Consider the following 14,016-nt stretch of genomic DNA (forward strand, 5'->3'; position numbering starts at 1 on the left):
GATGCCAGGCAGGGCAGAGGGGGGTAACCCCACCCGCCGATTTCAACGCCGTCGCGCGATCTAAAACCGTAACCCGGAAACTGCCAGCGGATTATCCGTCATTGCCTGCCTGTCCGGCCGGTCGATACCCGGCGTACCGGTGAAGGCCGCGAACAGGTCCTTTACGAAAGCCTCCGGCAAATCCTTCGTAATCAGCACCATACGCGTGCGCTGGTCCGAAGGGTCCGGCCAGGCCGAAAGACGCTGAGGCGTGTGGAAAATGTTCTGAACCCCATGCAACACCAGCGGTCTACCCGGATTATCAGACAGCTTTACGATGGCCTTCATGCGCAAGAGCTTTTCACCATGTGCCGAGCGCAGCAGATCCACGAACATGTCGATCGCCATCGGGTTGATCGGCTGATCGTGAATGATCGAGAAGGAACGGATAGACGCATCGTGCCGGTTCACATCGTGGTGATGGTGGTCATCGTGGTCACCATGATGGTGGTGGTGGCCATGTTCATGGCCGTGATCATGCTCCGCCTCTTCACCCAGCCAGCGGCCGACATCGGCATTCTTGCTGCCGGCATCGTAAAGGCCGTTGTCGAGAAGACCCGGAGCGCTCCACTCGGTTTTGTCGCCATCCTCGATTGTCGCACGCGGATTGAGGGCCTGAAGGCGGGCCGTCAACGCGGAAATCGCCGCAGCATCGGCAAGCGCCCGCTTGGTCATCACCAGCCGGTCGGCCACAGCCGCCTGCTTCACCGCCTCTTCGTGATTGTCGAGCGTGGAGAGGCCGTTCACGGCATCCACCACCGTAATCATGCCATTGAGCACGAAATTCTGCGCGATCACCGGATTGCCCATGATCGATTGCATGACCGGGGCAGGATCGGCAAGGCCGGTCGTCTCGATCACCACCCGCTTCACCGGCTTCAGCTTGCCTGTCTGGATACCATCCATCAGTTCCGCCAGCGTATCCACCAGCTCACCGCGCACCGTGCAGCAGAGGCAGCCCTCCGCCAGCTCGATAATACCCTCGCCTGCGCTTTCGACCAGCATGTGATCGATACTGACGTCGCCAAATTCATTGATGATGATCGCGGCGTCACTCATCTCGGGATCTTTGAGAAGCCGATTGAGCAGCGTCGATTTTCCGGCGCCGAGAAATCCGGTGATAATGGAAACCGGGATGCGATCGCGAGACATGCCTTGCCTGTGTGTTGATGGCGGCCCAGGCAGGTCATTGGACGACATGAAACCCGGAACCGCGTGATAAAAACAGAAATCGCCCAAGGCCTGAAGCCGCGGGCGAAACTGTAATATCATAACAGATCAGAGCTGCGAATAGCCAATCCACAAGCGTGGTCGCCCTTCGTCATTGAAGAGCGGTCAAGGCAATCAGAATGTCGGGCGTGGGATCGGGATCGGCACGTTGGCCAACTCGCCCTTGCCGGCAGCCCCCTTGGTCGTGTTGACAGCCACCGTCTCACTGCCCGGAATGAGACCGGCGAAGGAATATTCCGGTGGGCGGGTCATCTCCGTCACATAGGGCGAATGGATGACCATACGGCCGGCTTCATCGCGGCCCTCGCTACGCACCTTGGCAGCCTTCGGGTTGCAGATTTCGGCGCTGACATCGTTCACATCGCCGGTATCGCCATAAGGCGCCAGCGAAGCGAGCGAAACACCCTGACCGGAAGGCGCCGTCAGCCCCATCTGCAGCAGGTCGGCAGACTGGTCGGTTCGTCCGGCAAGGCTGTCCGCGCCCAGCACTACGGTGATGACGGAGCGGCCATTGCGCACGGCAGACGACACCTGATTGAAGCCGGAGGCACAGATGAAGCCGGTCTTCATGCCGTCAGCGCCATCAAAGCGGCCGACCAGCATGTTGAAATTGGCATAGTTCTTCTTGCCGGTGCTGACGCCTTCCAGCGAGAAATAATGGGCATATTCCGGAAACTCGCGCTTGATGATCAGCGCCAGCAGCGCCAGATCACGCGCGGTCGTATATTGCCCCTTGCCGGGCAGGCCGTTGGCGTTCACATAGCGGGTGGAGCTCATGCCCAACCGCTGCGCCTGCGCATTCATCTGCGCCACGAAATTGTCGCTGGTGCCGCCGATGGTCTCGGCAATCGCCACGGCTATATCATTGGCGGATTTGATCAGCAGCAGCTTCAGCGCGCTGTCCATCGTCAGCTTCTGGCCGGGCTTGAAATACATTTTAGAGGCCGGCTGGTCGGCGGCCTTCTTGCTCATCACCACTTCCGTCTGCGGGCTGAGCTTGCCGGCCTTCATCTGCGAAAAGGCGATATAGGCAGTCATCAGCTTGGTGAGCGACGCCGGATACCACTTGCGGAAGGCTTCCTGATGGGAAATCACCTTGCCGGTTTTGACATCCACCACCATTTTCGGATTGGCATTGGCCACAGGCGCCACGGCAACGAGGCCTGCGGTCATGATGGCAACGGCTGCGGAGAGCCGTCGGGCGGCGTTTGGCGATTTAACTGTCTGTGGCAAGGCTTGTCCTCGAATTCCCGTCTTCGGTCGGGGAATGGCAATATTCACCATATATGTCCTAGCAATGGCAAAGTACATTGATTACGTCAATTATGCGGCGCACTATCCACCACGGAGGATGGCTTTTACCACACGCCGCACCGATGAACCCAGGAATGAACGAATGCCGATTTTGAACAGAGCCGCCGAACTTCAACAGGAAGTCAGCGAATGGCGGCGTCACCTGCACGAAAATCCCGAGATTTTGTATGATGTCGACAACACCGCAGCCTTCGTTGCGGACAAGCTGAAATCTTTTGGTGTTGACGAAATCGTGACCGGTCTTGGCCGCACGGGTGTGGTCGGCATCATCCGTGGCAATCTTGCCGGTGGACGCACCATCGGCTTTCGCGCGGATATGGACGCCTTGCCCATTCTCGAGGAAACCGGCAAGCCCTGGGCATCAAAAACAGCGGGCGCGATGCATGCCTGCGGCCATGACGGCCACACCGCCATGCTGCTCGGCGCGGCCAAATATCTCACCGAGACCCGCAATTTCGCCGGCTCTATCGCCGTCATCTTCCAGCCCGCCGAAGAAGGTGGCGCTGGTGCACTCGCCATGGTCGAGGACGGCCTGATGGAGCGTTTCGGCATTAACGAGGTCTATGGCATGCACAATATGCCGGGAATACCGCTCGGCGCCTTCGCCATCCGCAAGGGCGGCATCATGGCGGCACCGGACAAGTTCTCCATCACCGTCAAAGGCCGGGGCGGCCATGCGGCACAGCCGCACCGCACCATCGATCCGATCACCATCGGCGCACAGATCGTCAGCAATCTGCAGATGATCGCCTCGCGCAATGCCGATCCGATCCGTTCGGTCGTCGTGTCCGTTACCCGCTTCCATGCAGGCTCCAGCCACAACATCATACCCAACGAGGCGCTGATTGCCGGCACGGTGCGCAGCCTCGACGAAACGGTGCGTGATCTCGCGCAGGACCGCATCAAACAGATGGCGGAGGGCATAGCCTTTGCCAATGGCGCCGAAGCCGAGGTCGTCTATGAGCGTTATTGCCCGGTGACCTTCAACCACGCCGCCGAGACCGACCACGCCATCCGCGTCGCCCGCGATGTGGCGGGAGACCACAATGTCGATCCCGATGTCGACCCCTCAATGGCCGGCGAAGATTTTTCCTTCATGCTGAAGGAAAGGCCGGGCGCCTTCATCTTCCTCGGCAATGGCGATTCGGCCGGGCTTCATAATCCCGGCTACGATTTCAACGACGAGGCGATCGCCTACGGCATTTCCTACTGGGTGAAGCTGGCTGAACAGCGCCTGACGAGCTGATTGCCGACTGACGCGAAGAAAGCCGGGAAGAGATCGACCGCGATGAAGAACGCGGTTGATCCGCAGGCATCGTCAGGTTAAAGAGCAATTCAGTGTCCACGTAGCTCAGCAGGATAGAGCACAGGATTCCTAGTTGATAATTGGGGGCTTCAGTCCGAAAGGCTGTAGTCGATCTGCTCAAATTCGGGGAACGCTTAGCTGGGCTTCCAGCATGCCAATCCCGAGCCAAGCTTCAGGCGAAAGCCTGTTGAAGGTGTAGAGACTGGTAGGGCAGCGCCTAAAGGCCGCAAGGTCCATGGTGAAGGGACAGTCCAGACCACGAACGCCCTGCCATTCGTGGCGGGACGGCGGTTAAAGCCGAAGTGGTATGAATCCTGGGGTCGGAGGTTCGAATCCTCTCGTGGACACCATTTTCCTGCTTATGAAATTGAGTTTCCTTTGAGGGAAGCTGCGTCAGTTCCGATGGGGCGCTTCGAAGCGAATACTTGAAGCTTTGCAAGCTCCTCATACCAGTCGGAAAATTTGGCCAGAAGATCGTCAAAATTCTCGGCAATCGGCATGTAAGCCGATCCCCAGCGCCGCCACGAGAAGGTGGCGAGTCGATCAGGGCTGCGCCATTCTCGAGTAGTAGCCCGATGCCCGAAATACCTCAGCCATACTACCGGCTATGACGGGCACGCGCTGATGAAGACTTTGCGGTAGCAGGTCAAGAATGTTTTCACGACCAGTCGTTGCAATGCCTCCGGCGGCCGCGAGAAGAAAGGCTATGGGATTGGCCTCGTAAAGCAGGCGAAGCCGCCCTCCGGTTTTCGAGGTTTCTTTGTCCAAGGGATACAAGAAGACGCCGCCTCGAGTGAGGATGCGTTGGATTTCTGCCACCATCGAACCCACCCATCTAGAATTGTAACGCTTGCCTGCAGGTCCTTCTTCGCCGCTAAGGCAGTCGTCGATGTAGGATCTGGTTTCGGCCAGCCAAAACCGCTGCCGGCTATGATTGATTGCGAACTCACGGTATTCGTCGGGAACCGTGATGCCGGATCGCGTCAACTCCCAATCCTGCTCTGAGTTTAGCGTAAACAGGTCCACCTGGTGGCCGAACGTAATGAATAGGCTTGTCGCCGGGCCATACGAAGCAAATCCGGCAAAGACCTGCTTGCGGCCGACCTGCAACAAATCCTCGGGAACCGTGGCTGGTAGTACTGAGAAGATCGAGCCAACGGTGACGTTCACGTCAAGGTTCGACGAGCCATCAAGCGGATCGAAGATCAGAGCATACTTGCCGGATGTGGATATTAGCACTTCGCAATCGAGTTCCTCTGAGACCGCGTACGATATGGAGTCGGTGGTCTTGCAGGCGTCCAGGAAAAGCTGGTTTGCAATCACATCAAGCGGCTTTTGAACTTCGCCCTGGATGTTCATGTTCCCGGTCGCGCCAACTAGGCCTTCTAACGCGGATGTTCTCAGGCGTCTGGAAATCGCGCTGCAGGCGTCGGCAGTCAGAAGGGCTACCTCGACCAGATTGGGATCAGCACCATTATGCATGTGCTCCGCCGCCCATTCTTGAAGAAATTTAGGCATGGAATGCCAGCCCGTCAGCGTAGCGCCGCGCCATATCGTCAAGCGGAATTGTCCTCATACGAGAAGCCTGTCCCGCCGATCCGAAGCACTCGAACCGCTCGATGCAGAGGGCTTCCATGCGGTCGATACCGGGCTTCAGCATTCCGCGCACGTCAAACGAATTGGGATTCGAGGACAGGTACTCTCGCGCCGAACCAGTCAATGCCATCCGTAAATCCGTGTCGATGTTGATCTTTCGGACCCCCATCTTGATGCTCTTGACGACTTCCTCGAGGGGGACGCCATAGGTCGGCGCGATCGAGCCGCCGTTCTCGTTTATCAACTGCTGTAGGTCTTCAGGAACGGTCGAAGCGCCGTGCATGACCAGGTGTGTGTACGGGAGGCGTTTGTGGATAGCCTCAATGACATCCAGAGCCAAAAGGTCACCCGTCGGCTTCCGCGAAAACTTGTACGCGCCATGGGAGGTGCCGATCGCAACAGCCAGCGCGTCCACGCCGGTCGCCGCGACGAAATCCACCGCCTGCTGCGGATCGGTCAATAACTGATGGCGATCGAGAACTCCCTCGACACCGTGGCCGTCCTCCTGCTCCCCGCCTCCGGTCTCCAGCGACCCGAGAACCCCGATCTCTCCTTCCACCGAAACCCCGGCGGCGTGGGCGAAGGCGACCGTCTCAGCCGTAACGCTGACATTGTACTCGTATGAGGAGGGGGTTTTTCCATCGGCCTCGAGGGAGCCGTCCATCATTACGCTTGAAAAGCCGTGCTCCATTGCGCTCCGACAGACAGCCGGCGAGCTACCATGGTCTTGATGGACGCAGAGGGGAATAGACGGAAATCTCTCCGCTGCCGCCTGAAAGAGGTGAGCCAGAAACACGTCGTCGGCGTACTTCCGGGCGCTCTGGCTCGCCTGGACGATGACGGGACTTCCGTTTTTGCCGCCGCACGCATGACGGCCAGCAACGTTTCGAGATTGGTCACGTTGAAAGCCGGCATTCCGTAGCCGTTGTCAGCGGCGTGGTCGAGAATCTGCCTCAGAGAGGTCAAAGCCATGTCTGGTGGTCCCTGCTTTTAAAAGTTGGAGATTAGGTACGGCCGCCCTGAAGTCTGAAGCGATCGAGCGCAACGGCGACGATGATGACGAGGCCCTTGATGATGTATTGCCAGATATCGGAGACACCGACGAGGATGAGGCCGTTCGAAAGGACAGCGATTATCAGCGCTCCGACCAGCGTTCCCCAGATGGAGCCGACGCCGCCCACGAAGCTTGTCCCACCTAGAATGACGGCCGCGATAGCATCAAGTTCGTATGCCTGCCCCAACTGAAGGCCGTTTGCTGCATAGAGACGCGCCGCTGACATTACGCCACCCAGCCCCGCGAGCAGTCCCGAGGTCGCGTAGACGAAGAGTAGAACACGCGGCACCTTGATCCCCGTCAGGCGCGCCGCTTCGGCGTTGCCGCCGATCGCGTAAATCCAGGTCCCTAGCACGGTGCGCTTGAGCACGAACCACGAGGCGGCGATCGTCAGGAGTGCGATGACGGCAAGCCAGGGAACACCGAACAGGGTCCCATTACCGATGAAATCAAATGGAAGTTCGGCATTGAATACGGTCGTGTCATTCCCAAGAAGGCGCGCGACACCGCGAATTGCGGTCAGGGAGCCAAGGGTCACAATGAATGGCGGTAAACGCAGGGCCGAGATGATCGCACCATTCACGAGGCCGCAAATGAGACCGACACCGAGCGCAGCCGGGATGCCCAGCAGCCCCATGTCCGGAAATAACGAGACGAGGACGCCCACCATCGCGGCAGCGGCGAGGATCGAGCCGACGGACAGATCAATGCCACCGGTCAGGATGACGAAGGTCATCCCCGCCGCAAGGACAGTGTTGATGGAGGCTTGTTGCATCACGATCGACAGATTGTTGACCGTGATGAATCTGCCGGTCAGCAGATGGAAGCCGACAGTCAGGATCACCAAGACCGGCAGCATCCCCAGCGCGGTCATCGTGGCACGAAAGTTGGCTCGCTTCTGGTCCGCGGCTCCGCTCATTGACATAGACATTGTCTCCTCCGGTTTTAGTTTTCAGGCGGCGACCGAGGCTCCCGTTGAAAGCGCCATGATCGCTTCCTGGGATATCCCTCCTGTCGGCGCGGGGCATACTTCGCCTGCTATTCGTCCTTCTTGCATCACGAGGACGCGGTCGCTGATGCCGATGATTTCGGGAAGGTCGCTCGATATGACCACGACCGCGATGCCGCTTGCGGCAAGCTCGTCGATAATGCGGTAGATTTCAGATTTCGCCCCGACGTCCACACCGCGGGTCGGCTCATCGAGGATGACCACCTTCGGTTTTCCAGCGAGAATCCGGGCGATCAATGCCTTTTGCTGATTGCCGCCAGACAGCGAACCTACATTCACCGATGCGGATTTCGTCCGGATCGACAGCCTGCTAACCGCTTCGTCGGATCGCTCCTTGGCTTTCGCGAAATTCAGTAACCCGCCGCACTGAGCATCTTTCGCAATAACGGCGATGTTGATGTTCTGATCGATCGACATGTCGAGGAAGAGCCCAAGACCCTTTCGATCCTCCGTCAGGTAAGCGATCCCCGCGTCGAGCGCATCACGCGGAGACGCGATGGCGACCGGCTTGCCGTCAATCTCTATTGTCCCGGACAATTTTGAGTCCGCGCCGAAGATCAGTCGGGCAAGCTCCGTCCGCCCGGAACCAACAAGACCAGCGATCCCGAGAACTTCGCCGGCGAAGGCATCAAACGAGCAATCGAGGACGCGCACTCCATCGTCGACATTCAGCGCTCTCAGCATCAGCTTGCCACGACGCGAGCCGCCACGGGCTTTCTTGTAGAACGAGGTCAGGTCTCGTCCGACCATCATTGAGATAAGCCTATCGGCGGAAAGCTCGCTTCTGTCGAGTGTGCCGACATAGTTGCCGTCCCTGAGCACCGATACCCTGTCGGCCAGGCGATAGATTTCCTCCATCCGATGGCTGATATAGATCACCGCGATACCTTGCGCCTTGATGGCGGCGATAATCTCGAACAGCTTGTCCGTTTCGCGGGACGTAAGGGATGTCGTGGGTTCATCCATCACTATGATGCGGGCATCCACAGCGAGGGCGCGGGCGATTTCGACCATCTGGCGTTCTCCCAGCGACAGGCAGGAGACCTGATCGGTCGGAGCAAAGGTTGCACCTAGTTTCTGCAGGATCGGCTTCGACTTCTGGAGAATCGATCGCCTATCCGTCATGCCGAAACGCCGGGGCTCGATTCCGAGAAAGATGTTCTGCGCCACTGTCAGGTTCTGGGCCAACGACAGCTCTTGATAGATGACGGCGACACCGCTCGAACGAGACGCCACGGGATCGCCAGTTGCCAGACGCTTCCCGGCAAGCAGGATTTCGCCACCGGAGTCGGGTGTATAGGCTCCCGATAAAATCTTCATGAGGGTGGATTTGCCCGCCCCGTTCTCACCCATTAAAGCGTGGGTTTCTCCTGCCGAGACAGTGATTGAGACGTTGTTTAACGCTCGGGTGGCATTGAAAGTCTTGCTGATCCCCCGCATCTCCAACAGCGGTTGATTGGGCGTCATTTGGCAGTCCTCCTCTTCCTCCTGCGACGAGAAAAATTGGGGCGGCACCTCCCACCGCCCCAAGCACTCAGCGCTTTGCGTCCCAGCCGACGTACTCGTTCACGTTGTCCTTGGTGACGAGCTTGGTATCGAGCAGCGTCACTGCCTTTTCGGGCTTCTTGCCGTTCAGAAGGTCGACGGCGAGTTCGGCTGCCTTCTTTGCCATGCCGTAGGGGTCTTGGGACGAGGATGAGACAATACGGCTGTTGCTGCTCTTGAGAGCGGCAACGATATCAGGGGAACCGTCCACCCCTGCGATGATCATCTCGGAGCGGTTAAGCTGCCTGGCAGCGAGATCCGCTCCGATTGCAGTCGGATCGTTCGCGCCGAAAACTGCGTCGATTTTATCGAATCGGGTCAGAAGCGACTGCATCACAGCCAACCCGCCCTCGCGAGAGGCTTTGCCGTCCTGATTATCCGAAAGCACTTTGATGTCCGGATACTTCGAGAAAGCCTGCTTGCATCCCTTCACGCGATCCATGATTGATGAGATCGGAGGTCCGTTGATGATGACAACGTCGCCCTTGCCCTTGAGACGCTCAGCAAGATCAGTGCAAGCAAGTTCACCGGCCTGGACGTTATTCGTCATGACTGTGAGATCAGAGCCTGCAGCAGAAACGTCCATTGCCGCTACAACGGCACCGGCAGCCTTGGCTTTTTCCACGAATGGCTTCACAGCAACGGCATCCACTGCATTGATAAGCACGACCTGAGAGCCACCGGCGATGAAGCTGTCAATCTGGGAAGCCTGCTTGTTGAGATCGTAGTCAGCGCCGACCACGGTTACCTTGGTAGCCGGGTTCTTTTCCTTCAAGCCGTCTTCAGCGCCTTTGATTAACGGAACGAAGAACGGATTGCCAAGCGTACCAACGGTGATGCCGGCTGCAGTAAGTTTGTCCTGCGCGAATGAAGAAACAGGGACGCTTATGACGGCCGCGGCCGTAAGCAATGCTAACTTGTTCATGCACTTCTCCTCCTTTTTGAAGTCATTCAATCGACATTCCGACCGTATTGTCCGTACAAGAAGGACCATAAGTTCTCCCAAATGCAAGTCAATGAGCACTTTCCATTGAAGAAAAGGAGCTCGCCTCAGAACCGAGCAGACCGGGCACCCGCTGAAACCTCGAACAAAGACGGCTGCGCTGGGACAACATCGCAGCCATTCTTCGCCCTCCTGCGAGGCAATCCTGATAACGGGCGATTAGTCTTGGAACTTCACGCTGCGCGTAAGCTTTGCGATCTCGGAGATGGTTTCTTCACCGGTCTTGCGATCACGTTGCCAGATATTGCGGCCAACGATAACACCGCGAGCACCGCCGCGGATCGTCTGAGCAACCGCGTCGATCGTTTCCGACGGAGGGCCGGAGAGCGGACCGCCAGCGATGACGAGTGGAACCTTCAATTCCTCAGCGAGACGCTTTGTGCGCTCCTCGCCAGGGAAAGCGATCTTGATGATGTGCGCACCCAAATCGTAGGCAATACGTGCGACTTTCTCTTCCTGGACGACCACTTCCTCGGTGCGCGGAGCACCCATGATGACTGGTTCGAGAACCAGGGGAATATCCCAACGATCGCAGGAAGCAACGACTTTTCCGACACGCGCGCACATCTGGACGCGCTCGTACCTGGACATATTCCATGGGAAAAGCATCTTCACGGCGTCAACGCCCATGCGGACGGCCTCTTCAACCGTCGTGATCAGGTCGTGCGATCCACCGCCGTCCAGCTCGCGGAATTCGTTGTATGTATCGATCGTCAAGACCCGCGTGAGATGCGGATGGGCCGCGAAGAACTTCTCGGTCTGCTTGACCTGGCCGGGGGTCATCATGAAGCCGGTCACATCATTGTTGGCCCAAGCCGCGAACGGTGCAGACGGCGTCTCGAGGCCTTCGATGCGGTCGAAAATCAGACCGTGATCGACAGGCATGATGATAGCCGCACGATCGCTGGGCAAGGTACGACGAAGACGATATTCCATCGACATGAGATTTTTTCCTATCTTCTCGACGGCTCCGGCCGTCGGATTAGTGCTCCACCCTAGTCTCATTCCGAAATTTTGTACGGACAAGACGGACGATACGTATCTACACTCCGATCTTTTTGGGTGTCAAGGATAAAGTGGGAAGCAGAGACACGCCGGCAGGCGCGCGGCCAGCTCCATCGTCTTCGTTCCATGTCAACGACGAAGCTGAGAAGCACTGATTTCATGAGGATTTTTGCCGCCAGATCAGACGACGAGGACGATTACCATTTTGTAGGCACGGCCTATTGTCGGCGCACCGTCAGCAATGCGCCGCATCGAGCGGAGAGACTCATGCTCGTGAATGTTGAGATGCGCTGGTTTATTCGCTTTCTGCGCTAGACTGCGCAACTTCTACAGGAGCTTCCGCGTCTACGGAGATCGTTACAACATCGCTTCGTACGAAGGACCGGTAGAAGTCGAATACACGTCCGAGTTCAGAGCGAGACGTGGACTGCACGAACAATACAGGCGCTCCTCTGGCGAGGCCCAATAGCTTTGCCGTATCGGCGGGAGCCCCAACGGCTGCCACTTCTCGCCGAGCGGCGAAGATCGAAAAACCTGCCTGCGCGAGCGTCTGGTTCAACGACGCATTCCCTTCAAGCACGGGCTTCCCGAGCAGCAACGCCCCCACATCCGCCGGCATATAATTGATGGAATGCATTGCCGCCTTTCCATCGATATGACGAATGCGTTCGATTGCGAACCCGTTCTCCCCTTTTGGAACGCCTAATCCCTCCGCAGCGAAATCTGGCAAGGGCTCGAAACCAGCACGGAGAACCGAGGTCTCGATGGATCGATCAGGTGAGTGTGCACCCGTTTCCAGAAAGCCCTGGGTAACCTGAAGCTTCCATTGATTTTCGGCAGGATCGGAAACGAAAGCACCCCTCCTGGGCACGATCTTTACCAAACGCTGTTGCTCAAGTGCACGGAGCGTTTCACGGACAGTGGAGCGAGCGAGGTCAAACGATCGACAAAGCTCTGTTTCGCCAGGGACACGGTCGCCGACCTGGTACTTCCCGGTTTTGATTTGCCCTTCGATTATACGCGCGAGCTGGAGATAGTAGGGTTCCGCAGACGTGCGATCGATGTTTTGCATGACGAATCTTTTCCTTTGTCCGAACGAAACGTACACCGAATTGATAGCCGCAGTCCATTGGGTGCGCCCTTACACGGCCTAAACTGATCCCGAGCGTTACATTAATACGACGGGCGCTATTCTACGCCATCCGCTACGTCATTTGGCTTACCGATCCCAGGCTAGCCACACCTGACAAACGCCTGTGAAGGGCTGAGACTCTCCCCTCACATTATCAGGACAACCACAACGGCACATATAAAGCGTACCTGGGGTACGTTATTTGTCCATAGGCGATCAGATTTTTGAGTCCGGTTAACAATTGGATTGACGGCCTTTCAATATTTTTGTACGTACAGAACATACAGTTCGAATTACTCTGGTGGAGAGAGTTATCTTGCTGTCGGTTCGGCGCGCTCGTCGCCACCGTTGAAGCTTCCGACAATAGTGTCGGATTTTTTGGGAGAGGAAGTCTCTATGTCTATGACTATGTGGCGACCGGCCATTGCCGGTGCGCGTGTGAGCACGCTTGCGCTTTCGATCGCTCTTGGCCTGTTGGCGGTCCGATCGGGCCATGCGGAGGAAGTGACTCTGACGGTTGCCCTCGCTGCAAACCCACAGATGGAAACAGCAGCGAAGCTTATCGACAACTTCTATGCCAAGTACCCGGACATCAAGGTCAAGTTCCAGACGCTCCCGGAAAACCAGCTGCGTCCAACAGTCCTCAAGGACGTCGCCACCAAGTCCGGCCAATTCGACGTTGTCATGATCGGCGCGTACGAAGTCCCGCTCTGGGCGGAGAAGGGCTGGATTGCCAACCTCAGCAAGGAGTATGTCGAAAAGGATACGGAATGGAAGGCTGATGACCTTCTGACCCCAATACGCGACCTCGTATCCTTCAAGGGAGATATGTTCGCGACGCCGTTCTATGGTTCTTCGTCGTTCATGTTCTACCGAAAGGACCTCTTCGACAAAGCCGGCCTCAAGATGCCCGAGCAGCCGACATGGGATCAGGTTGCCGAGTTCGCTGCGAAGCTCGACGACAAGGCCAACAACGTTTCCGGCATTTGCTTGCGCGGTATCCCGGGCTGGGGCCAGAGCCTCGCGCCGCTGACGACCGTGATCAACACCTTCGGCGGCCGTTGGTTCGACGAGAAGTGGGAGCCGCAGCTCAGCTCGGAAAAAAGCAGGGAAGCGATCAACTTCTACGTCAAGCTCCTCAAGGAACATGGCCAGCCGGATGCTGCCAAGGACGGATGGCAGGAGTGCCTGCAGCTCTTCACCCAGGGCAAGACCGCCATGTGGTATGACGACACGGTCTTCGCTGGCCCGGTCATCGACCAGGCAAACGATCAGGTAAAGGGCAACGTCGGCTTTGCTCTCGCTCCGATTAAAGTGAAACCGGGCTCTGGCTGGCTGTGGGCGTGGGGTCTGTCGATCCCGACCACCAGCCAGCATCAGGATGCTGCCTGGAAGCTCATCTCCTGGCTTACGAGCGAAGATTACATCAAGCTCGCAGGTGAGAAGGCTGGTTGGGGCACCGTGCCTCCGGGCTCTCGACAGTCCACCTACAAGCTGCCGGAATACGAAAAGGCCACCAAGGACTATGCCGATCTGACCCTCAAGTCGATCAGCGCGGCAAATCCGCTGAAGCCGACCGTCGATCCGGTTCCGTACACTGGCGTGCAGTACGTCACGATCCCAGAATTCGAACAGATCGGCGACTTCACGTCACAGCAGCTTGCCGGCGCGATCAGCGGCCAGATGAGCGCTGACGATGCGATAGCCACCAGTGAATCCAAAATCAAGGAGATCATGGAGGATGCGGGCTACATCAAGTAGTTGAGCCCGGGCGGGCCGCCCA

The 14,016-nt window shown here is 57.7% G+C and carries 10 protein-coding genes and 1 pseudogene; 2 read left to right on the forward strand and 9 right to left on the reverse strand.

Translation table 11 applies throughout. From position 1 onward, the window contains the following. Positions 1 to 60: 60 nt before the first annotated feature. Positions 61 to 1,191, reverse strand: coding sequence for a CobW family GTP-binding protein (locus ACQZ5F_RS16645; protein WP_225338727.1), 1,131 nt, complete (start codon positions 1,189 to 1,191; stop codon positions 61 to 63). A gap of 192 nt (positions 1,192 to 1,383) precedes the next feature. Further along, positions 1,384 to 2,442, reverse strand: coding sequence for a D-alanyl-D-alanine carboxypeptidase family protein (locus ACQZ5F_RS16650; RefSeq protein ID WP_225244296.1), 1,059 nt, complete (start codon positions 2,440 to 2,442; stop codon positions 1,384 to 1,386). A 223-nt stretch (positions 2,443 to 2,665) separates the two neighbouring features. Between ACQZ5F_RS16650 and ACQZ5F_RS16655 the strand changes: the two genes are divergently transcribed. Then, on the forward strand, positions 2,666 to 3,829 hold the full coding sequence (locus tag ACQZ5F_RS16655) for a M20 aminoacylase family protein (RefSeq protein ID WP_225338728.1): 1,164 nt from the start codon (positions 2,666 to 2,668) through the stop codon (positions 3,827 to 3,829). Positions 3,830 to 4,432: 603 nt separating this feature from the next. Here the strand turns inward: ACQZ5F_RS16655 and ACQZ5F_RS16660 are convergent. The 7 genes and pseudogenes from ACQZ5F_RS16660 to ACQZ5F_RS16690 form a co-directional block, all read right to left on the reverse strand. After that, positions 4,433 to 5,449 carry a class 1 fructose-bisphosphatase gene (locus ACQZ5F_RS16660; RefSeq protein WP_225338730.1) on the reverse strand — a complete coding sequence of 339 codons (1,017 nt, stop codon included), beginning with the start codon at positions 5,447 to 5,449 and terminating at the stop codon, positions 4,433 to 4,435. Further along, positions 5,400 to 6,457: pseudogene (gene fba, locus ACQZ5F_RS16665) on the reverse strand (class II fructose-bisphosphate aldolase). The gene ACQZ5F_RS16660 and the pseudogene fba overlap by 50 nt, the downstream one beginning before the upstream one ends. A 32-nt stretch (positions 6,458 to 6,489) precedes the next feature. Then, positions 6,490 to 7,464 carry an ABC transporter permease subunit gene (locus ACQZ5F_RS16670; protein ID WP_225244295.1) on the reverse strand — a complete coding sequence of 325 codons (975 nt, stop codon included), beginning with the start codon at positions 7,462 to 7,464 and terminating at the stop codon, positions 6,490 to 6,492. A 27-nt stretch (positions 7,465 to 7,491) separates the two neighbouring features. Continuing rightward, complete coding sequence (locus ACQZ5F_RS16675) at positions 7,492 to 9,015, reverse strand: sugar ABC transporter ATP-binding protein (RefSeq protein WP_225338732.1); 1,524 nt, start codon at positions 9,013 to 9,015, stop codon at positions 7,492 to 7,494. Positions 9,016 to 9,082: 67 nt separating this feature from the next. After that, positions 9,083 to 10,018 (reverse strand): ABC transporter substrate-binding protein, encoded by a 936-nt coding sequence (locus ACQZ5F_RS16680; protein ID WP_225338733.1) that lies wholly within the window; start codon positions 10,016 to 10,018, stop codon positions 9,083 to 9,085. Between the two features lie 237 nt (positions 10,019 to 10,255). Further along, positions 10,256 to 11,038, reverse strand: coding sequence for a class I fructose-bisphosphate aldolase (locus tag ACQZ5F_RS16685; RefSeq protein ID WP_137086885.1), 783 nt, complete (start codon positions 11,036 to 11,038; stop codon positions 10,256 to 10,258). A gap of 358 nt (positions 11,039 to 11,396) precedes the next feature. Beyond that, complete coding sequence (locus ACQZ5F_RS16690; RefSeq protein WP_137086887.1) at positions 11,397 to 12,173, reverse strand: GntR family transcriptional regulator; 777 nt, start codon at positions 12,171 to 12,173, stop codon at positions 11,397 to 11,399. 456 nt (positions 12,174 to 12,629) lie between these two features. Between ACQZ5F_RS16690 and ACQZ5F_RS16695 the strand changes: the two genes are divergently transcribed. Beyond that, positions 12,630 to 13,994, forward strand: a complete 1,365-nt coding sequence (locus ACQZ5F_RS16695; protein ID WP_225338734.1) for an ABC transporter substrate-binding protein — start codon at positions 12,630 to 12,632, stop codon at positions 13,992 to 13,994. Positions 13,995 to 14,016 lie beyond the last annotated feature (22 nt).

The sequence above is a fragment of the Agrobacterium sp. 22-210-1 genome (assembly GCF_053522525.1).